At 70.5% G+C, this 21,245-nt stretch carries 15 protein-coding genes; 5 read left to right on the forward strand and 10 right to left on the reverse strand.

What is annotated here, in order from left to right:
• The first annotated feature begins 20 nt into the window (after nucleotides 1–20).
• Entirely contained in the window at nucleotides 21–602 is a 582-nt protein-coding gene (locus tag ACZ63D_RS08780; protein WP_465353650.1) for an HhH-GPD-type base excision DNA repair protein, read from the forward strand.
• Here ACZ63D_RS08780 and ACZ63D_RS08785 read toward each other — a convergent pair.
• Together ACZ63D_RS08785 and ACZ63D_RS08790 are read right to left on the reverse strand one after the other, a co-directional pair.
• Nucleotides 565–1,242, reverse strand: coding sequence for a spermine/spermidine synthase domain-containing protein (locus ACZ63D_RS08785; RefSeq protein ID WP_465353651.1), 678 nt, complete (start codon nucleotides 1,240–1,242; stop codon nucleotides 565–567). The genes ACZ63D_RS08780 and ACZ63D_RS08785 overlap by 38 nt on opposite strands.
• 13 nt (nucleotides 1,243–1,255) lie before the next feature.
• A complete protein-coding gene (locus ACZ63D_RS08790) occupies nucleotides 1,256–2,446 on the reverse strand; it encodes an MFS transporter (RefSeq protein WP_465353652.1) in 1,191 nt (396 codons plus the stop codon).
• Nucleotides 2,447–2,555: 109 nt separating this feature from the next.
• Between ACZ63D_RS08790 and ACZ63D_RS08795 the strand changes: the two genes are divergently transcribed.
• On the forward strand, nucleotides 2,556–2,879 hold the full coding sequence (locus ACZ63D_RS08795) for an ArsR/SmtB family transcription factor (protein ID WP_465353653.1): 324 nt from the start codon (nucleotides 2,556–2,558) through the stop codon (nucleotides 2,877–2,879).
• Between the two features lie 185 nt (nucleotides 2,880–3,064).
• Entirely contained in the window at nucleotides 3,065–4,243 is a 1,179-nt protein-coding gene (locus ACZ63D_RS08800) for an MFS transporter (RefSeq protein WP_465353654.1), read from the forward strand.
• 10 nt (nucleotides 4,244–4,253) lie between these two features.
• Here ACZ63D_RS08800 and ACZ63D_RS08805 read toward each other — a convergent pair whose 3' ends face one another.
• On the reverse strand, nucleotides 4,254–4,565 hold the full coding sequence (locus tag ACZ63D_RS08805; protein ID WP_465353655.1) for a DUF3017 domain-containing protein: 312 nt from the start codon (nucleotides 4,563–4,565) through the stop codon (nucleotides 4,254–4,256).
• Nucleotides 4,565–5,419, reverse strand: coding sequence for a bifunctional methylenetetrahydrofolate dehydrogenase/methenyltetrahydrofolate cyclohydrolase (locus ACZ63D_RS08810; protein WP_037716482.1), 855 nt, complete (start codon nucleotides 5,417–5,419; stop codon nucleotides 4,565–4,567). Before ACZ63D_RS08810 ends, ACZ63D_RS08805 begins: the two co-directional genes overlap by 1 nt.
• A 263-nt stretch (nucleotides 5,420–5,682) precedes the next feature.
• Here ACZ63D_RS08810 and ACZ63D_RS08815 point away from each other — a divergent pair, with 263 nt between their 5' ends.
• Nucleotides 5,683–10,011: a glycohydrolase toxin TNT-related protein gene (locus ACZ63D_RS08815; RefSeq protein ID WP_465353656.1), complete on the forward strand. Its 4,329-nt coding sequence runs from the start codon at nucleotides 5,683–5,685 to the stop codon at nucleotides 10,009–10,011.
• A gap of 68 nt (nucleotides 10,012–10,079) precedes the next feature.
• Here ACZ63D_RS08815 and ACZ63D_RS08820 read toward each other — a convergent pair whose 3' ends face one another.
• The 4 genes from ACZ63D_RS08820 to ACZ63D_RS08835 all read right to left on the reverse strand — a co-directional run bounded on the left by ACZ63D_RS08820 (nucleotide 10,080) and on the right by ACZ63D_RS08835 (nucleotide 16,489).
• Nucleotides 10,080–10,667 (reverse strand): pentapeptide repeat-containing protein, encoded by a 588-nt coding sequence (locus ACZ63D_RS08820; RefSeq protein WP_465353657.1) that lies wholly within the window; start codon nucleotides 10,665–10,667, stop codon nucleotides 10,080–10,082.
• Nucleotides 10,668–10,757: 90 nt separating this feature from the next.
• Nucleotides 10,758–14,090 carry an error-prone DNA polymerase gene (locus ACZ63D_RS08825; RefSeq protein ID WP_465353658.1) on the reverse strand — a complete coding sequence of 1,111 codons (3,333 nt, stop codon included), beginning with the start codon at nucleotides 14,088–14,090 and terminating at the stop codon, nucleotides 10,758–10,760.
• Between the two features lie 183 nt (nucleotides 14,091–14,273).
• Nucleotides 14,274–15,860 (reverse strand): DNA polymerase Y family protein, encoded by a 1,587-nt coding sequence (locus tag ACZ63D_RS08830; protein ID WP_465353734.1) that lies wholly within the window; start codon nucleotides 15,858–15,860, stop codon nucleotides 14,274–14,276.
• A 35-nt stretch (nucleotides 15,861–15,895) separates the two neighbouring features.
• Nucleotides 15,896–16,489: a hypothetical protein gene (locus ACZ63D_RS08835; RefSeq protein ID WP_465353659.1), complete on the reverse strand. Its 594-nt coding sequence runs from the start codon at nucleotides 16,487–16,489 to the stop codon at nucleotides 15,896–15,898.
• 1,957 nt (nucleotides 16,490–18,446) lie between these two features.
• Between ACZ63D_RS08835 and ACZ63D_RS08840 the strand changes: the two genes are divergently transcribed.
• On the forward strand, nucleotides 18,447–18,959 hold the full coding sequence (locus ACZ63D_RS08840) for a GNAT family N-acetyltransferase (protein ID WP_465353660.1): 513 nt from the start codon (nucleotides 18,447–18,449) through the stop codon (nucleotides 18,957–18,959).
• A gap of 45 nt (nucleotides 18,960–19,004) precedes the next feature.
• Here ACZ63D_RS08840 and purH read toward each other — a convergent pair whose 3' ends face one another.
• Nucleotides 19,005–20,567, reverse strand: coding sequence for a bifunctional phosphoribosylaminoimidazolecarboxamide formyltransferase/IMP cyclohydrolase (gene purH / locus ACZ63D_RS08845; RefSeq protein WP_465353661.1), 1,563 nt, complete (start codon nucleotides 20,565–20,567; stop codon nucleotides 19,005–19,007).
• A complete protein-coding gene (gene purN, locus ACZ63D_RS08850; RefSeq protein ID WP_465353662.1) occupies nucleotides 20,564–21,181 on the reverse strand; it encodes a phosphoribosylglycinamide formyltransferase in 618 nt (205 codons plus the stop codon). Before purN ends, purH begins: the two co-directional genes overlap by 4 nt.
• Nucleotides 21,182–21,245: the final 64 nt, after the last annotated feature.

Below are 21,245 nucleotides of genomic sequence, written 5' to 3' on the forward strand. Positions count from 1 at the left end.
GTTTGTGCGAAGATGACCCCATGCTGCGCGAACTGCACCTGACCGGCGACCCGGCGGCCGACAAGCTGCTCAACGACGACCCGTTCGCCCTGCTCACCGGGATGCTTTTGGACCAGCAATACCCGATGGAGCACGCCTTCGCGGGCCCGCGGAAGATCGCCGACCGGATGGACGGCTTCGACCTGCGCAAGATCGCCGCGACGGACGTCGACACGTTCGTGGAGATGTGCGTGGTGCCGCCGGCGATCCACCGTTACGGCGGTTCGATGGCGCGCCGGGTGCACGCGCTCGCGCTGCACATCATCGAAAACTATGACGGCCGCACCGAGGGCATTTGGCTCGACGGCCGCCCCAAGCCAGACGGCGAAGAAGTGTTGAAGCGGCTCAAGGCGCTGCCCGGTTTCGGCGAGCAGAAGGCGAAGATCTTCCTGGCATTGCTGGGCAAACAGCGCGGCGTGACCCCGAAGGGCTGGCGAGAAGCCGCTGGCGCGTATGGCGACCGGGGCTCGCGTCGGTCCATCGCGGACGTGACGGACGCCAAGACCCTCGGCGAGGTGCGCGCGTTCAAGAAAGCCGCGAAGGCTGCCGCCAAGGCAAACTGACTCGCGCGAACCAGACCACGTCCGGTTCCCCGCGCGGCACCGGAACCTCCACCACGTCCACCTCGGCGAACCTCTCCCGCAACCGAGCCGTGAACCCCGGTGCCGCGCCCGCGCTCCACACCGCCAGCACCCCGCCCGGACGCAGCAGGCGAGACAACCGTTCCAACCCGGAAGCCGCGTACAGCGAGGCATTCCCCTCGGTGACTGTCCACTCTGGACCGTTGTCGATGTCCAGGCACAGCGCGTCGAACGTCTCGCCGGTCGTCCGCAGCCACTCCAGCAGATCCGCCTCGACCACCGTCACCCGCGGATCCGCCAAGGCCGCGCCGTGGACTTCGCGCAACGGACCGGAGCGGTTCCAGGCGATCACCGCAGGCTCGCGTTCGACGACCACCACCGAGCCGACCGCAGGATGATCCAGCGCGGCGCGCAGCGAGAACCCGACGCCGAGGCCGCCGATCAGCATTCGCGCGCCGGGGGCGAGCCGGTCGGCCGCTCCGGTCACGAGCAGCCGTTCCGACTCGCCGTTGCGGGTGTCCATCAGGAACATCCCGTTTTCGATCACCTCGAACTCGGCGCCGTCGCGCCGCAGCACCAGTTCGCCGCCGCGCCCGGGCACGGTTTCCAGTACCTCCGCCACGTCCGGCAGCTTCTCAGACCGCGACCTCCTCGCGGACCTCAGCCCGCTTCCGCGCGCCCCAGAAGAACACGACCACCAGCGCCGCCGCGGCGGCCAGGATCGCGGCGATCTCCGGCAGAACGGTCGGCCCGGCCGAGGTCAGCACCGCACCGCCGACGACGCCGGACAGACCCACGCCAAGGTAGATCGCCGACGCGTTGAGCGACAGCGCGAGACCGGCGTGCCCGGGCGACAGCTCGATGAGCCGGTGCTGCAGCGGCGGGCTGAACGACCAGTTCGCCAAGCCCCACACGAACAACGTGATCCCGGCCCCGACGACAGTCGTCGCGGTGAACGGCAGCAGCACCATCACCGCGGTGAACCCGCCGAGGATGATCAGCAGCGGCTTGCGCGGTCCCCACTTGTCCGCCGCGCGGCCCCCGGCGAAGTTGCCGATCGCGCCGCCGATGCCGTAGCAGAACAGCAGCACCGTGATCGTCCCGCCGGAAACCCCGGCCGTGGCGGTCAGCACCGGCGACACCAGCGTGTAGACCATGAACGCGGCCAGGCAGGCGAGTGTGGTGGTGACCAGCAGCGCGACGACCCGCTTGTCCCGCGCGACGGCGAACCGCTCGGCGAGCCCGACGACCGGCGGCGGCGCGACCTTCGGCAGCGCGACCCGCACCCCGAGCGCGCCGAGCGCCGAGAGGATGCCGACGAACAGGAACGCGCCCTGGTAACCGAACTGCTGGGAGATCACGCTGCCCAGCGGGACACCGAAGATCAACGCGATGGTGAGACCGCCGAAGACCAGCGAAACAGCTCGCCCGCGACGTTCCGGCGTGGTCAGTTCGGCGGCGACGGCAGTGGCCGCCGGGGTGTAGACGGCCGCCCCGATCGCCGTGACGACCCGCGCGATCAGCAGCGTGGCGTATCCCGGCGCGACGGCCGCGAAGATGTTTCCGACCGCGGCCACGGCGAGCGCGGCGACCAGCAGCGTGCGCCGTTCCCACCGCCCAGTGGCGGCGGCGAACAACGGCGAGCCGACCGCGTACGCGATGGCGAACGAAGTGACGAGCTGCGCCGCGGCCGTCGCGGAGATCTGCAGCTCGGAGGTCAGCGCTGGCAACAGCCCGGCCACGATGTAGCCGCTGGTGCCGACGCCGAAGGCCCCGAACGCCAGCACCGAGTTCCGGGCCGCCGCCGAGGACGAGACGCTGGACATGAATGTCCCCCCAATGAGACCTGAACGAATAGTTCGACAAACGTCGTAGTTCGATGACGACCGTACACGGACCGGACGACAATTTCGAGAACCGTCGTACTATGGACTCATGCCCGCTCACGCCTCCCTCCCGCCGCTCGCCTATCCCGAGCGCGACGAGATCACCGTCGAAGCCGTGCTGCGCGCACTGGCCGACCCGGTGCGGCTGGCGATGGTCCGGCAGCTGGCGAACTCCGAAACGGAGATCTCGTGCAGCGGTTTCGAGGTGCCGGTGACCAAGTCCACACTCACCCATCACCTCGCGACGCTGCGCCAGGCCGGGGTGATCGCCGGCCGCCAGGAAGGCACCACCCGGTACAACTCGTTGCGCCGCAACGATCTCGACGCGCTGTTCCCCGGCCTGCTCGACGGCGTGCTGGCCGCCCCGCGCTGAGCGGTCGCGGTACGTGGCGGGCCTCACCCGAATACCGGGATGACAAGGCCGCCCTCCATCGGTTCCACTAGAGCGAGACAGCACGACGACGTCGGGGCTGTCTAGTTTTTTGCCCTCGTTCTAAAGCGCTTCAGAAGCCTGTGTCCCAGGCGCTGAGCAATCGATTTCTTCAGGAAGGGAGAGCCGTGCCCGTCGCGTTGCTCGCGCTCGCCGTCGGTGCCTTCGGCATCGGTACCACCGAGTTCGTGATGATGGGTGTGCTGCCTCTGACCGCCGCGGACTTCCACATCGACATCCCGTCCGCGGGCTACTTCATCTCCGCCTACGCGCTCGGCGTCGTGATCGGCGCGCCGCTGCTCACCGCAATGGCCGTCCGGTTGCCGCGCAAAACGATGCTGCTGGCGATGATGGGCCTGTTCACGGTCGGCAACGCGCTGTTCGCGCTCTCGCCGAACCAGGACTTCGGCATCGCGTTCCGGTTCCTCGCCGGCCTGCCGCACGGCGCGTTCTTCGGAGCGGGCGCGGTCGTCGCGTCCAGCCTCGCGCAGCCGGGGCAGCGCGCGAAGGCCGTGTCGATGATGTTCATGGGCCTGACGCTGGCGAACGTCATCGGCGTCCCGCTCGGCACGCTGCTCGGCCAGCAGGTCGGCTGGCGCGCGACGTTCGGCGTGGTCGCGGTGATCGGCCTGCTCGCGATCGCCGCCATCGCGAAGCTGGTGCCGCACCAGGGCCGCCCGGCCGACCCGTCGATCCGCGGCGAACTCGGAGCCTTCCGCCGCCCGCAGGTGTGGCTGGCGCTGGCGATCGTGATGTTCGGGCTGGGCGGCGTGTTCGCCTGCATGTCCTACATCGCGCCGATGCTGACCGACGTCGCCGGATACTCGCCCGCCAACGTCACGGTGCTGCTTTCGCTGGCCGGCGTCGGCATGACGATCGGCAACTATCTCGGCGGACGGCTCGCGGACAAGGCGCTGATGCCGAGCCTGTACGTCGCGCTGCTCGCGCTGGCCACCGTGCTCGCGATCTTCACCGTGACCGCGCAGGGCAAGGTCGGTGCGGCCGTCACGATCTTCTTCGTGGGTGTCGCGGGCTTCATGATCGGCCCGATGATGCAGGCGCGGATCATGGAGAAGGCGGGCGGCACGCCGTCGCTGGTTTCGGCCGCGGTGCAGTCGGCGTTCAACATCGCCAACTCGATCGGCGCCTACCTCGGCGGCCTGGTCATCGCGGGCGGGCTCGGCCTGCTGGCCCCGAACTGGGTCGGCGCGCTGCTGGCCGTGCTCGGCGTGTCGATCGCCGCGGTGTCCGGCTTGCTGGACCGGCGCGAGGCGCGGGTCGAGAAGGAACTCGCGCTCGCGTCCTGACAGTGTTTGCCTAGGAGGACGCGTCGAGCGGGCCGCCGGCGATCGACAGCGCGATGTAGAGCACCGCGGCGCACAACGCGCCGTAGGTGAGGATGTCGACGGCCTTGCCGCGAATCGCGAGCAGCCCGACGCGCTCCTCCGGCAGCACCGCACGCAGCACACCGGCCACGAAGAGGGCGACGCCGACCAGCGCCGCGCCCTCGCGCCAGTGGTACTGCAGCGCGCGCACCACGGCCACGACCAGCAGCAGCATGATCACCGCGAACGGCACGTGAACGAGCCAGGGACGATCGCTGCGCTGCCGTTGCCCGGTCATCGCCATCAGCGGGCGGCCGCGCGTTCCGCGGCCTCGACGACGTTGGTGACCAGCATCGCCCGCGTCATCGGGCCCACGCCGCCGGGGTTCGGCGACAGCCAGCCGGCCACCTCGGCGACCGCCGGGTCGACGTCGCCGGTGAGCTTGCCTTCGACGTGCGAGACGCCGACGTCCAGCACCGCCGCGCCGGGTTTGACCATGTCCGGCTTGATGATCCCGGGCACGCCCGCCGCGGCGATCACGATGTCCGCGCGGCGCACCTCGGCGGCAAGGTCGCGAGTGCCCGTGTGGCACAGGGTGACGGTGGAGTTTTCGCTGCGGCGGGTGAGCAGCAGGCCGAGCGTGCGGCCGACGGTAATACCGCGGCCGACCACGGTGACCTGCGCGCCGTTCAGCTCGACGCCGTGCCGCTTGAGCAGCTCAATGATTCCGTAGGGCGTGCACGGCAGCGCTCCCGGTTCGCCGAGGACGAGCCGGCCGAGGCTGATCGGGGCGAGCCCGTCGGCGTCCTTCTCCGGGTCGATGCGCTCCAGGACGCGGTTCGCGTCGAGGTGCTTCGGCAGCGGCAGCTGGACGAGGTAGCCGTGGCAGGCCGGGTCGGCGTTCAGCTCGTCGATGACGGCTTCGAGCTTCTCCTGCGAGATGTCCGCGGGCAGGTCGCGGCGGATCGAGTTGACGCCGATCTTCGCGCTGTCCGCGTGCTTCATCTTCACGTAGGAATGCGAACCGGGGTCGTCGCCGACCAGCACCGTGCCCAGGCCAGGGGTGATCCCCTTCTCCGCGAGCGCGGCCACCCTCGGGCGCAGCTCTGCGAAAATGGCGTTCTTCGTGGCCTTGCCGTCGAGAATCTTCGCCGTCACGGCGGCCATTGTCGCAGAGCCGCCGCGGACCGCCGGTCAGGAGTGGGTTCTGCACTCTGTGTGGCCGCGACACCACCCGATCGGCCCGCGCGTCTTCCGTCGAAACAGCCGTCCCGGGTCTTAAGCTGGAGGCTCCACCGCACCACCCACCCTGGCGTGTGACCCGTGCCATATCGCGTCCGCCGAGGTCAGCGGGCACGTCCACCGGCCCGAGGGTGGCAAAAGCCCTATGCGGGGTGCGTTCGCGCGCGCGAACAGTCAAAATGTTCTCTGTGGCACAACCGACGACGCAGCTGAACGCGACGGAGCAGGACACTCTGGTCAAGCAGATCGGACTGGCCCTGCTGCGCGCCGCCCCCCGCGACTGGCGCAAAGTCTCCGCGGAATACCGAGCCGTCGGCAGGTACCACGAGCTGACCGGCGAGATCGTGCTCGAGGACGGCTCCTCCCAGGAATGGATCGCGACGCACGACATCGCGACCCTGTTCGGGAGGCTCCGCGCGGGCATGTACCGCGACGGCCGCGGCACCTGGTTCAACGCGCGCTACCAGCTGGACCACCCCTCCAGCTACAACCTCGAGTACAACCGCGACGAGCCGGCGTGGCATCTCGCCCCGCCGCCCCAGGCGTACTCCGACGAGCTGCGCATGTTCCCGCGCACCGAGGAGAACGTGCCCGAGTGGCTGATCCGCCGGATGTCCGGCCTCGGCCCGGAACAGCCCGGACCGCACTTCCGCATCGCCCGGATCTTCGACACCATCGGCCCGGCGGGCCGCCCGGTCATCAACCGTCCCGATCTGGACGTCGACGAGCAGGACCGGCTGCTGGAGTATCTGGACCACGCCCCCGTCGTGGTCCAGGACCGCGGCTACGACATCGACCGGCTCGCGCAGACCCCCGAAGCGACGGTGCCGGTCGCCTTCCACAGCGACGGCCACTGGATCTGGCCCGCCGCGGTGAACTTCTACCTCCGCACGTACGGCGTCTCGCCGGAAGCGGATCTGATCGAGCACATCCGCGCCAACGGCTTCCAGCTTCCGCAGGTGGACGAGCTGACCCTGCAGGGCGCGGCGGCGTATCTGACTCGCGGGAGCCAGACTCCGCAGCAGCGGCCCGCGCCTGGAGGCGGACCTGGTGCTGGTGGGCCAGGCGGACCTGGCGGGCCGGGCGCTGGCGGACCCGGTGGGCCGGGTGCGGCTGGAGGGCCGGGGGCTGGTGGACCTGGCGGGCCGGGTGCAGCTGGCCCGGGCGGGCCTGGCGGCCCCGGGGCTCCTGGTGGGCCTAACGGTCTCAGTGGCGCGGGCAACGCCAGTGGTCCCGGCGGTGCTGGTGCACCAGGCGGGCCTGGCGCTGGCGGCCCCAACGGCGTCGGTGGTCCCGGCGGCGTCGGCGGCCCAGGTGGTCCCGGTGGCGCTGGCGGATTCGATGCCAACGGGCCTGCCTCCGGTGGCCCCGGCGCGGACGGTCCCGGTTCTGGCGCAGCCGCAGCAGCGGGACTCGGCGCAGCCGGTCTCGGTGCCGCCGCACTCGGCGCGGCCGGTGGGCCGAGCAGCCCCGATAACTTCCACTCGCCCGACGACTTCGACCCCCGCGATCCCGGCAGGCCCAACGCGACTGGCCGACCGGACGCCCCCGACAACTTCCACCCAGCCGACGAGTTCGGCGGCCCCGATTCCGGCAGGCCCGGCGGCCCCGGCCCCGACCGACGTGCCCCCGCCGACGAGTTCGATCCCCGTGACCCCGGCAGGCCCAACGCAACTGGCCGACCGGACGCCCCCGACAACTTCCACCCGGCCGACGAATTCGGCAGGCCCAGCGCGGCGAACGAACCCGGCTTCGACGACCGCGGCGGTTCGGAAGACCGCTTCGACCCCGCTGGGCCAGCTCGCGGCGGTTCGGACCATCGCGAACGGCCTGCTCCGGGTTCCGCGGGCGGTCCTGGCGCACCGAGCGGTCCGCAGGGCACGCGCGTCTCCGCCCCGGTTTCCGGACCGGACAGCCCCGGCGGCTCGCACGGACTGGGCGTAGCCGCTGCCGCAGCAGGAGCAGCCGGAGCCGTCGGCGCGGTGAACGGCACGCACGCCGAACCCGGCCACCCGCACGAGGCTGGTTACCCCGAGCACCCCGACGCGTCCGGCTACGACGAGCGGGGTCACGAAGCCGGTTACGCCGAACCCGGCCAGCACGACGCCGACGGCTACGACCAGCAGGCTCACCCCGACGCCGCCTACGACCAGCACGGTCAGGCCGCCGGATATGACCAGCCCGGCCACGCCGAGGACTACGACCGGCAAGACCTCGGGGAAGGCCAGCGAGGCCACGCCGAGCGCTACGACCAGCACGATGAGGGTTACGAAGAGCCTGGCCACGACGGCTACCGAAACCCGGCGGTCCACGGCGACTACGACGAATCCGCCTCGCACGACGCCCGCGGATACGACGCCGAGCAGTACGACGACCACGAGGGTGGTTACTCCGACCAGCACGGATACGAGGACGCCGCCGCCCACGAGGCCGGTACTTACGCCGAGCCGCATGGATACGACGAAGCCGCCGGTCAGCACGGCCACGAACAAGCGGGTTACGACGAGCCCGCGCATCACGTCGACGACCGTGCCGCGGCGGCCGACTACGACGACGCCCACGGGTACGACGAGCACGCGCACGGGAGCACGGCGTTCGAGCAGCCTGCTGCTCCGAGCGCGGAGGACGGACTGGTCGGCGCGGATGGCCTCATCGGTGCCGACGGGCTCATCGGCGCGGACGACTCCGCCGATGAACCCGCCGCCTCGAACCGGCACACCGCAGAGCCGGACGCAGGCCGTCGCGGCGCGGCACCGGACGACGCTCGCCCTGGCGATCAAGAGGGCGGCCGTCGGCGAGCGCAGCCGGACGCCGAAGCGGACGACAGCCACCGGGAAGACGTGCGGCTGAACGCCGAGGACGGCGGACGGCGCGGCGCGGAGCCCGACAGCTCGGCCGAGCAGGCGGACGAGCACGGCAGCCACGTCGGCACGGCTGCGGCCGGAGTCGCCGCGGCCGGTGGATTGGCCGCGGCGGGTCTTGCCGCCGCGCATGGCCGGGGCCGCGAGAAGGAGGCCGAGGGCCGCCATGGCACCGCGCCGGAGCGTCCCGCGGAGCCGCCGTTCGAGCAGGACTTCGACGGCGCGCAGTACGAGCGTTACGACGAGGGCCACTACGACGACGAGGACCATACCGACGTCCACCACGACCTCGTCCCCTCCCGCAACGGCGCCGGTCCGGGCCATCCGGACGACGAGGACGACACCGACGTGCACCGGCCGGTCGACGCCGAGCACGAGGAGCCGGTGCTCTTCACGCACAGCAGCGAACCGCCCCGTGACGACGACGAGCAGCGTGCCGAACTGTTCACGCACTCCGGTGGATACGACGACGACAACCGCCGCGGGGCCGAGTACGACGCGGGCCCGCCCACCGCGATGATCATGCCGGGGTCCGAGATCCCCGGCGGGCTTCCGGTGCCGGAGATGCCGGTGCCCGCGCCGTCCGGCGGGCGGCGCGCGGCCCGGGAGCAGGCGGAACCGGCCCCGGTCGCGCGGCGGGAGCAGCCCGCCCAGCCGGAACTGGCCGAACTGCAGGCGAAACTCGACGAGCTGAACGTGCCCGAAGCCGCGTACCGGCTCGGCGGCCCCACCGAACGCGGGTGGAGTGTCGAGCAGGTGGGCGAAGGCTGGCGCGTCGGCTGGTACGACGGCGAGCTGATCAACCCGGCGGTGTTCGGCGACGCCGAGGACGCCGCGGCGTTCATGCTCGGCAAGGTGCTGCTCCACCCCGACGGGTATGTCGCGGCGGAAGCCCCCGCACCGGCTGAGCAGCCAGTCGCGGACGCGCCGAAGCCGCCGGTGGTGGCGACGTTGTCGCCGGAGGTCGCGACGGGCTCGTTCCCGGTCCGGCCGCGCGAGAACGTGCCGTCGCAGGAACAGACCGCGTTCACGCCCGCCGACCAGCTGCTGGCCGACGACGAACCACCGGCTCGGCAGACCCCGCCGCCTCCCCCGCCGACCCAGGTCGCGGCACCGGTGAGCGCACCGCCCACCCAGGTGACTCCTCCGGTGGGTGCTCCGCCGACTCAGATCGCCTCGCCGGTCAGCGCACCGCCCACCCAGGTCGCGCCCCCGGTCAGCCCGCCGCCGCGGCGGGAGCCGCCGGTGCGGCGCGAGGAACCGGTGCGCGCCAACGGAACCGGCGGCAGCGGGCAGTGGCCGATCGCGCCGCTGTCCGGGGAACCACCGCTGACCCTGTTCCGCGGCAAGGAACTGCGCGAACTGCCCGCGGGCAGCGAACTGGACCGCTTCGGCGGCCCGAACGGCAACCTGACCTACGCGGCGGGCACCCCGTTCGAGGAGCGTTCGCTGGTGCCGGAGTGGGTGAACCGGCCCTACCACGTGTACCGCGTGCAGCGGCCGCTCGAAACCCTTGCCGGGGTCGCGATCCCGTGGTTCAACCAGCCGGGCGGCGGATCGGCGTACCTGCTTCCGGCGAGCATCGAAGAACTGCTCGCCGAGGGCGACCTGATCGAACTCGACCCGGGCGAACCGCCGATCGACTGAGGACACCAGGAGCACGGAGAAGGGGCGGGGCCTGCGGGCTTCGCCCCTTCTCCTTGTCCGGAAACGCGCTACTTGACGACCAGGCCATGGGCCGCGGCGAACGCCACCGCCAGTTCGACGTCCACGTACGCGCCGCGCAGATCCGCCTGCACCAGCCCGTTCGCGTCGACCACCGCGCCGCGAAGGTCGGCCCCGGGGAACTTCGTGCCGATCATCCGGGACCCGGACAGATCCGTGCCGCGCAGGTCGGAATCCGTCAGATCCGCCTCGTTGAGGTTCACTTCCCGCATCCGCAGGCCGGACAGATCCAGCTTCCGCAGCCGGCCGCGCGCGAACGACGCGAGCGACAGATCGCATTCGGTCAGCGCGATCCCGGTGTAGCGGCAGTCCACAAAGGACGAACCAAGCAACGAGCACGACGACCAGCGGCTGTCGGCGAGCACTGAGCGATCGAAAGTGCACGAGCGGAACGCCGACGCGTCGTGCCGCGAACCGGCGAGGTCGACCTTGGTGAAGTCGCAGTTGTCGAAGGTGCAGCCGCGCGTGCGCAGGTCGCGCAGGTCCGCCTCGGTGAAATCGCAATCCGCGAACTGGCGTTTTTCCCACCACTGGCCGGAAAGTCGCGCTTCGGTGTAGTCCTCGCCGGTCTCCGTCACCCCGACAGGATGACAGCAGCCCCGGTGCCGCCTCTTCGACGGGGTGGCTGCGAGCCGCAGGAGGACGTGTGTCCACGAACTGTCCGCCGGTCATCGGAAGTCCCGCGATTTCGTGGGGATCCGCAGCCTCAGCTGCTCCAGTTTTTGCGCGCGCACGCTCGCGACGCCGTCCGCTTTTTCGAGCACCCCGTGCACCAGCAGCGCCGCGCTGCCTCGCGCGATCCGGTGGAACCGTTGCCACAGCCCGAGGGTGCAGATCACGTTCACCATGCCGGTCTCGTCCTCGAGGTTCAGGAACGTGACCCCGCCAGCGGTCGCCGGGCGCTGGCGGTGCGTGACCGCTCCCCCGACGAGCACTCGCTCCCCGTCGGACCGGTCCAGCAGTTTGTCCGCGGTGACGACTCCGAGCGCGTCGAGCCGGTCTCGGATGAACTCCGTCGGATAGCTGTCCGGCGAGATCCCGGTGGCCCACACGTCGGCGGCGGCGAGGTCGAGCCCGTCCATCCCGGGCAGCATCGGCGCGTCCACGCCGACGCCGGTGCCGGGCAGTTTCTCCGGCCGGTCCTGCGCGACCGCACCCGCGGACCACAACGCCTGCCGCCGGTCCGGGCCGAACGCGCTGAACGCGCCCGCGGTGGCCAGCGCTTCCAGCTGCGGCGTCGTGAGCCGGACCCGCCTGCCGAGGTCGGACATGCTTTCGTACCGGCCGTTCGCTTGCCGTTCCGCCACGATCTCCTTGGCCAGCGTTTCGCCGATCATCCGGACAGTGCTGAGGCCGCCGCGTACCGCGTGGAGCTTTCCCTTGTCCGGCAACGCTTCCAAGGTCGCATGCGGGAGACTCAGGTTGATGTCCGGGCCGAGCGTGGTGACGCCGTGCCGGCGCGCGTCCGCCACCAGCGACTGCGGTGAGTAGAACCCCATCGGCTGCGCCCGCAACAAGCCCGCGCAGAACGCGTCCGGGTGGTAGTACTTGAAGTACGCGCTCGCGAACACCAGATGCGCGAAGCTCAGCGCATGGCTTTCCGGAAAGCCGAAGTTGGCGAACGCCTTGAGCTTCTGGAAGATCTTCTCCGCCAGCTCCAGGTCCAGCCCGTTGGCGACGGCTCCGTCGAGGAACCGCTTGCGCAGCCGTTCCATTTTCCGCTGCGACCGTTTCGACCCCATCGCATGCCGCAACTGGTCGGCCTCGGCCGGGGTGAAGTTCGCGACGTCCAGGGCGATCTGCATCATCTGCTCCTGGAACAGCGGAACGCCTAGCGTCTTCGACAGAGCGTTCTTCAACCGCGGATGGTCGTATTCCCACTTCTCGCGCCCTTGTTTGCGGCGGATGTACGGGTGCACCGAACCGCCCTGGATCGGGCCGGGACGGATCAGCGCGACTTCCACGGCCAGGTCGTAGAACTCCTTCGGCCGCAGCCGGGGCAACGTCGCCAGCTGCGCCCGGCTTTCCACTTGGAACACTCCGATCGCGTCGGCGCGGCAGAGCATTTCGTAGATGTTCTTGTCGGTGAGGTCCAGTTCGGCGAGATCGATCTCCTCGCCTTTGTATTCCTTGACCAGGTCGAGCATGTAGTGCAGCGCGGAGAGCATGCCGAGCCCGAGCAAATCGAACTTCACCAGCCCGACCGCGGCGCAATCCTCCTTCTCCCACTGCAGAACGCTGCGGTTTTCCATCCGCGCCCATTCGACCGGGCATACCTGGCTCACCGGCTCCCGGCACATCACCATGCCGCCGGAGTGGATGCCGAGGTGCCGCGGGAAGTCTTCGAGGGCGAAGGCGAGCTGCACGACGTCGTTCGGGATGTCGTGGTCATGGTCTTTTTCCGTGCTGCGCAAGGCGCCCCAGCGGTCGATCTGCTTGCTCCACGCGTCCTGCTGGCCGGGCGAGTAGCCGAGCGCCCGGGCGGCGTCGCGGATCGCGGAACGGGCGCGATAGGTGATCACGTTCGCGACCTGCGCGGCGTTGAGCCTGCCGTGTTTGTCGTAGACGTACTGGATCACTTCCTCGCGCCGGTCGGATTCGATGTCGAGGTCGATGTCCGGGTAGCCGTCGCGGTCGGGCGCGAGGAACCGTTCGAAGAGCAGGTTGTACTCGATGGGGTCGACCTTGGTGATGCCGAGCGCGTAGCAGACCGCCGAGTTGGCCGCGGATCCCCTGCCCTGGCACAGGATGTCGCTTCCCCGGCAGAACCGCACGATGTCCGCGACGATCAGGAAGTACCCGGGGAACTCGAGTTTCTCGATCACCGCCATCTCGTGCTTGATCTGCTGCCACGCCTTGTCCGCGTGGTCTTTGCCCGCGTAGCGCTCGCCGAAGCCCTCTTGGACGAGGTTTCGCAGATGCGTGGTCTCGGTCTCGCCGTCCGGCAGATCGAACGGCGGCAACTCCGGTGCGAGCAGCTTTAACGGGAAGGCGCATTCCATGCCCAGCAACGCCGAACGCTGCACCGCGCCCGGGTACCGCTGGAAAACTTCCGCCATTTCGTTGCCGGAGCGCAAGAACGCGGCGGCATCCCCGGGCAGCCAGCCTTCGAGATCATCGATACTGCGCCGGGCACGGATGGCGGCGAGGGCGTCCGCGAGACGGCCGCGTTCCGGGCGAGCGTAATGCGCGGCGGTGGTGGCGACGGTGGGCAGCTTGAGCTCGCCGGCCATCTCGGTGAGCAGGTCGTTGTGCGTGCTGTCGAGCGGCTGGCCGTGGTCGATCAGTTCGACATAGACCTGGGTCTGGCCGAAGAGATCGACCAGCCGGCGCAGTTCGGCGAACGCGGCGTCCGGGCCTTCGCGCACCAGCGCCGAACGCACGGATCCTTTGCGGCACCCGGTAAGCACCGCGCATTTCCCCGCGACTTCCTCCGCGACCGCGGGCAAGTCGTAGATCGGGCGGCCTTTCTCGGCACGCTCCGCTTTTTCGTCGTCGTGGCCGCGCAACTGTCCGGCGGTGATCGCCCGGCACAGACTGCGGTAGCCGTCGCTGCCGCGGGCCAGCAGCAGAAGGTGTTCGCCCTCGGGGTCGGCGACGCCGTTTTGCGGACTGGACAGCCCGAAGCTCAGCTCGGTGCCGAATACCGTGGCGACGCCCAGCTCTTTGGCCGCTTCGGCGAACCGGACCACGCCGTACATGCCGTCGTGGTCGGTGAGCGCGATCGCGTCGAGCCGCAGCCGGGCGGCTTCCTCCACCAGTTCCTCGGGATGGCTTGCGCCGTCGAGGAAACTGAAGTTGGAGTGGCAGTGCAGTTCGGCGTACGCCACTCGCGGCCCGGCTTCCAGGTCGCTGCGCGGCGGCGGGATGTCGGCGGGGCGGCGGTACGCCTCGCGTTTGCGTCCCCACGCGGGACTGTCGCCGTGGTCGCCGGGCGGCATCCCGCCCGACAGCGCCCGCGCGAGGTCCTTCCACGGGACCGGCGGGTTGTTCCAGCCCATCGTCAGTCCATCCGGTTCTCGGGCGATCGGCGGGGCTGTGGGATCAGCAGTGCGACCGGCACCGGGTCGAACGGGCACGGCGGTTCGACCGGGACGCGGGGCACCGGCAGGTCGTAGTCCATCAGGTGCGATTTCCTTCCGTTGTCTCCAAATGGTTTTCTCGGCAGCTCGGTTCCGTATTCCTCAGTCGTAACTTCCCTCCACTGTCCACACTGGATTTTCCGTTCCGGAGCAGAGGACGAGCACCGCCTCCGGTGCCTCGTTTTCCCCTGCCTCAAGCAACAGCTGCAGCCGGGCTTGCTGCGGCCCGGTCGAACGACGGCTCGACGTGACCAGCCATGGACCGGCCCATCCGGTGATCAGCCGAGGCGGCCCGCCCGCGACGCGAAGTCCGTGCGGCGGCGCGGTCAGCCGTTTGCGCGCGGTGAGGCCGACTGGCCGCCCCTGGTCGTCGACGACCTGGACTGGCAACGGCTGTTCCAGCACCGTCGCCGGAGACGGGGACGGCAACCGGGCGGGCCACGTGGCGTCCGGCGGTCCGACCGGCTCCCGCGGATCGCCCCACGGAATGAGCCGGACCCGGCTCGCCGGATCGCGTCCGCCGTCGAGCAGCGGGGTGACCACGCCCTCCGGCCCGAGCAGACCTTGCACCCGCACGAATGCCCGGCCAGCCCGTTCGGCAGCCAATTCCTCGTCCTCGCCCGGGCCGGCGCCGGGATCGCTCCCCCGCCACAGCCCCAGCTGCAGTGACCTCCCTTCGACAGTCTCTTCCGGTTCAAGCCGCAATCGCGCGACCCCGGCCGTGGGCCGTTCGCCGGGCACGGCCTTGAGCCAGCCCTCGAACTGCCACCGGACCCGGTCCGCAACACCTTGCGGCGTAAGTGGTTCCGCACAACGCCAGACGCGACCGAGCTGCTCGCCGTTCTCGGTGGTCGCGTATATACCCAATCGAGTGCACGCGAGGCCGCGATCGGCGAGCGCGGCGTGGAACCGCGCACCGAGTTTTTTGGCCATGAACGCAGCGACGTCCACCCGGGCGAGCACCGGATCGAACGACTCGGCAAGGGACAGTTCCGGCGGTGGACTGCGGCGCAACGGCGGCCGGTCGGACAGTCCGCGGGCCAGCCGATGCGCGAGCACACCGGTGCGGCCGAACCGCGCGGCCACGTCCCGCTCGCCGAGTTCGGCGAAGGCGCCGAGCGTACGCAACCCGAGCCGGACGAGCAGGCCGACCAGATCCGCTCGCTCAGCACCTGGCTGGTCCAGTTCGGTCACCGGCAGCGGGGCGAGGAATTCCGCGCTCCGCCCAGGTTCGACCAGCGCCCCCTGCCGCGCGGCGAGGGTCGCCGCGAACAGCCCCTCCGCCACGCCGACCTGGCATTCGACCCCAGCCGCCGCGGCAACCTGGTCCACCAGTTTCTCCGCAAGCCGCGGTTCGCCGCCGAAATACCCGGCCGCGCCGGCGACGGGAACCGCGAGCAGCCCCGGCCGCACTACTTCCAGCCCGACGACCAGTTCCTCCACCGCCGCCGCGACGTTCTCGAAGAACCGGGCGTCCCGCGCCTCGTCCACGCCGAACACCGCCAGATCGGGACACTGGGATTCCGCTTCCCGCCGCCGCATGCCACGCCGGATGTTCCGCGACCGCGCCACCGCGGTGCACGCGACGACCCGGTTGGCGTGGAACACCGCCGCCGGCCGGGTAAGCACACTCCCCGCCGCGGCGACAGCAGCGACCGCGGGCCAGTCCGGGCACCACAGAACCAACATCCGCACCGGATGCCGACGCGGATCCTTCTTGTCGTTCACCCGACTGCCTCTTCCCGTGCCGCGACGCGCTTCTCGCCCCGGGAAACTCGCCCCTCCGGACCGGGCAGAAGCACCGACGCCGACCGGGGCCGTGCCGCCGCGCCGCGTCCACGAGCGTGCACTTCGACCGGGCGGGAACGGACGTGTCCGGCACCGTGTTCGAGCACCCCGGTCCAGGAGCCTGGGGTGCAGTGCAGTTCGACGTCGGCGGAAGGCCAGTGCCCCAGCGAAAGCAGCACCGCACCCCGATGCCGAGCCCGTGCCGCGAGCCGCCGCGCGACGTCCGGCCGGACCGAACGAGGCTCGGTGACGACAAGGTCTACGCCGTCAAGCAAAGCGGCCATCACCGCCTGGTATTCGGCCCCGGGTCGCGGAACCAACGCGAGCCGCGAAACGACGACCCCGTGCTCAGCCGCCGCGACGATCCCCAACGAGGGAGCACCCACCACCGCGGCCCACGCCCCGGCGACGGTCGCCTCCGCGAGCAACGCGAACAGCAACGACGTGGAGTGGTGAACCGCGACGACGCTCCCGCGGCGCAACCCGGCTCCCGGAAGAAGATCGGCCAGTGCCGGGGCCACGGGGAGCATCCGGCCCGCGGCCCGCCCCCAGTCGGTCCGGGAAGCCCGCTCGGCGGCGACGGTGCTGGCGGTGCTGACGCCGGGGAGGGCGGTCAGTTTGGCCAGCGGGTGCGCCGGATCCGCCGACGGTGAAGGCGGATTGGCGGGATGGAGGCGGGTCGGGGGACGGAGGTTGGGCGGGGTGGGGGGTGTTGGGTCGGGTGGGGTCGTCGGGTGCAGGGGGGTCGGAGGGGTGAGCGGGGGCTCGGGCGGAGCTGCCGAGGCGGGGTTAATCGAGGTGACGGAAGGGGTTTCTGGGCGCGACTGGGCCGAAGAGGCAAGCGGGGTCTTGGCCTGAGTTGCCGAGTTTGAGCTAACCGAGGCGACCGAAGGAGCTTCCGGGCGCGACAGAGCCGAAGAGGCAAGCGGAGTCCCGGACCGAACTGCGGGGGCAGGGCTAGCCGAGGTGCCGGAAGGAGCTTCCGGGCGCGACCGAATCGGAGAGGCGAGTGAAGCCCCGGCCTGAGTTGCCGGGGCAGGGCCAGCCGAGGCGACCGAAGGAGCTTCCCGACACGACCGAACCGGAGAAACAAGCGAAGTCCCGGGCCGAACTGCCGGGACAGGGCCAGCCGAGGCGACCGAAAGAGCTTCCCGACACGACCGAACCGGAGAAACAAGCGAAGTCCCGGGCCGAACTGCCGGGACAGGGCTAGCCGAGGCGACCGAAGGAGCTTCCGGGCGCGACCGAACCGGAGAGGCGAGCGTAGTCTCGGCTTGAGTTGCCGAGTCAGGCTCGGCTGAGGGGTCGACCGGGACTAATGGACGAAGCCGAACCGGCGGTTCGAGCTCCAATTCAGGCTGAGGCGGCGAATCGCGTTCCGCAGAGGGGCCAGGCCGAGCCGAAGGTTGTGGACGCGCGCCAGGCTGGCTTGCCGTTTCGAGCGAAGCCGGTGCACCCGTTCCGCTCGGCACGCGAGGCGCAGCAGCGTCAGCGGGCACCGAACCGGCTTCGACCGTCCCGCCGGAACTGGCTGACAGCCATGGCTCGAACGCCGCGTTCAGAGAACCCAGCGAACCCAGCCGAGCACGAGATCCGTTCTCCCCCAACGAGAACATCGTCCTCGGCGAGCCCGCGGCGACCGGTGTCCGTTCCTTCGCCAACGCTTCAATCGCCGACCACGACACCGACACTTCCCACGAGCGTGCCAGCCGCGCCTCCGGCACGCTCGTGGGCGACTGGGTTTCCGCGGCGGAGAAGCTCGCTTGAGCCGAGCGGTGAGGTTTCCCCGAAACCCCCGCCAGGACAGGGAAACCGGCTAGCTCCGAACAACCAGTCAGCGCGGCCGAGTCCAGCTCACCGGCCACCCGCAAAGCCGGTGCCGCTGCTGAGCCCGCTCCGGCCATAACCACGTCGCCCGGAGCTGGATCGACCGTCCCCGAGCCCACGGCCGAAACACCGCCCGGTGCCAAAGTCCCTGCGGCCAGCTCGGACAGCGCCGAAGCAACACCAGAAGCAACGACCGAAGCAGCACCAGAAGTGGCGACCGAAGCAACAACAGAAACAGCGACCGAACCGTCCGCAGAAGTCTCCCCAGCCGCCCCCGCGGCCCCCGAAACCTCCGCCCCTTCCGCGATCTCCGAAGCAAACCCCGAAGAAGCAGCCCCCGAAGCCGCTTCCGTCGTCACCGGTTTCCTCCTTCCGCCGAGACCTGCCGACGGTCCGCCCCGGGCAAGGCCGCCACACCATGCCCAGGACGGACGCCGGCACACCGCGGGGAAGGCGGTTCCGCATCCTCACCCGTGCGGAATCCGCACGGTCACCCAACAATCACACCCAAAAACACACCACTGCGCCGAACAGTATCGAACACCCGTTCGACCACCTCCAGTCTCGCCCGCCCCCTCCCCGGCTGTCAAGCGCGAACGGGGAAAGAACCCGGAAGATCACCGGACACCAGGAAAACCGCTCTTTACACTGGGAACCCTGATGAAGACAGGACACATCGCCCTGCGGGGTTTCGCCGAAGCTGACCTGCCAGTGCTCGACCGGTTCTCCACGGACCCGGACGGCGCCGGGACCTTCCAGTGGACTCAGTTCACCGGACCGAGTGCCCGACGCCGCTTCGCCGAGGACGGATTCCTCAGCCCGGCTTCAAGCGCGGTCGCGGTGACCGTCGACTCGGTCGTCGCCGGGATGGCCACCTGGGAGGCGGCCGATCGGGGCGGTCCCGCCGGTGGATGCTTCCGGGTCGGCGTCGCGCTGCTGCCGGACTATCACGGCCACGGCACCGACGCGAAGGCGTACCAGCTGCTCGTCGACCAGCTCTTCCGGCACACCCGCGCGCACCGGCTCGAAGCCTTCGTCGACAGCGAGGACCTCGCCGGGCAGCACACGCTGGAGAAGACCGGTTTCCACCGCGAAGGCCTGCTGTGCCAGGTCACCTGGCGCGACGGCGGCTACCGCGACGAAGTCGTCTACGCGATCCTGCGCGAGGGATGAAAAAACCGGCCGGGACCCGAAGGTCCCGGCCGGTCACCGAAAAAATCAGTGCGCGAAGTGGCGCGTCCCGGTGAGGTACAGCGTGATCCCGGCGGCCTCGGCGGCGGCGATCACCTCGGCGTCGCGGATGGACCCGCCGGGCTGCACGACGGCTCGCACGCCTGCCTCGATCAGCACCTCCAGCCCGTCCGGGAACGGGAAGAACGCGTCCGACGCGCCGACCGAGCCCTTCGCCCGCTCGCCCGCCCGCGAGACCGCCAGCCGCGACGAGTCGACGCGGTTGACCTGTCCCATGCCGACGCCGACGGTCGCCTGCTCGTGCGCGAGCAGGATCGCGTTGGACTTCACCGCGCGCAGTGCCCGCCACGCGAATTCCAGGTCCGCGAGGGTCTGCTCGTCGGCGGGAGAGCCGGTGGCCAGCTGCCAGTTCGCCGGGTCGTCGCCGGGGGCGTCGATCGCGTCGGCGGTCTGCACGAGCACGCCGCCGGAGATCGGCCGGAACTCCACCGGGGCCGCGTTCTCGATCGCGGGCAGCTTCAGCAGCCGCACGTTCTTCTTGCGCTGCAAGATCTCCAGCGCTTCCGGCTCGAAGTCGGGGGCGAGCACGACCTCGGTGAACACCTCGGCGATCTGCTCCGCTGCCGCGACGCTCACCGGCCGGTTCGTGGCGATCACGCCGCCGTACGCGGACACCGGGTCGCAGGCGTGCGCCTTGCGGTGCGCTTCGGCGACATCCGTGCCGACAGCGATCCCGCACGGGTTGGCGTGCTTGATGATCGCGACAGCCGGCTCGGAGAAGTCGAAGGCGGCCCGACGCGCGGCGTCAGTGTCGACGTAGTTGTTGTACGACATCGCCTTGCCGTGAAGCTGCTCCGCGTGCGCGAGGCCGGGCTGCGCGCCGCGGTACAGCGCCGCCTTCTGGTGCGGGTTCTCGCCGTAGCGCAGTACGTCCGCACGGTCCCACGTCGCGCCGAGAAAGTCCGGGAAGCCGCTGTCGTCGGCAGGCGCGTACGCGTTGGCGAACCAGGACGCGACAGCGGTGTCGTACGCAGCCGTGTGCGCGTACGCAGCAGCAGCGAGCCGCTTGCGGTCCGAGAGCTCGAAGCCGCCCGCGGAGACCTGCTCAAGCACCCAGTCATACCGCGCCGGGGCCACGACGACAGCGACGCTGCCGTGGTTCTTCGCGGCCGCGCGCACCATCGCGGGGCCGCCAATGTCGATGTTCTCGACGCAGTCCTCGGGGCTCGCGCCGGACGCGACGGTCGCCTGGAACGGGTACAGGTTCACCACGAGGAGGTCGAACGCCGCGATGTCGAGCTGCTTGAGCTGCGCGACGTGGTCGTCGTTGTCCTGGTCGGCGAGCAGCCCGGCGTGCACGCGCGGGTGCAGCGTCTTGACCCGGCCGTCGAACGATTCGGGGAACCCGGTGACCTGCTCGACCGGCGTGACCGGGACCCCGGCGTTCGCGATGACCTTCGCCGTGCCGCCGGTCGACACGATCTCCACGCCGGCCGCGTGCAGGCCGGTCGCGAGCTCGAGCAGGCCGGCCTTGTCCGAGACGCCGATCAGCGCGCGCCGGACCGGGCGCCGTCCCTGTGCTGTGCTCACGAAAACCTCACCTTTCGTCCGTCCACGGTGCACCCACCACGGCCGAGTCGCTCGATCGTTTCAACCAGCAGCCTGCGCTCGACGGCTTTGATCCGCTCGTGCAGGACGTCTTCGGTGTCGTCGGTCTCCACCGGCACCGCCTCCTGGGCGATGACCGGGCCAGTGTCCACCCCGGCGTCGACGAAATGCACCGTCGATCCGGTGACACGGACGCCCGCGGCCAGCGCGTCGGCGACCGCGTGCATCCCGGGGAACGACGGCAGCAGCGCGGGGTGGGTGTTGATCACGCGGCCCGCGAACCGCGACAGGAACTCCGGTCCGAGAATCTTCATGAAGCCCGCGGACACCACGAGGTCGGGCTGATATGCCGCGACCGCCTCGGCGAGCGCGCGGTCCCACGCGGCCCGGTCCGGATGGTCGGCGACGCGGACGGTGAACGACGGCACGTCCGCCCGTTCCGCTCGCGCGAGCGCCTCGATGCCACGGCGATCGGCTCCGACCGCGACGACGGCGGCCGGGAACCCGGGCTGCCCGGCGGCGTCGAGCACCGCCTGCAGCAGCGTGCCGGAACCGGACGCGAGCACGACGATCTTCACCGGAGTGGGCAGTTCCAAGCGGCTGGCCAGAACGGGCTCCTTGCACGGCGGTACGCCTCGGGCGCACGGCGCTTCACCAGGT

The organism is Amycolatopsis sp. NPDC104775 (assembly GCF_055583325.1).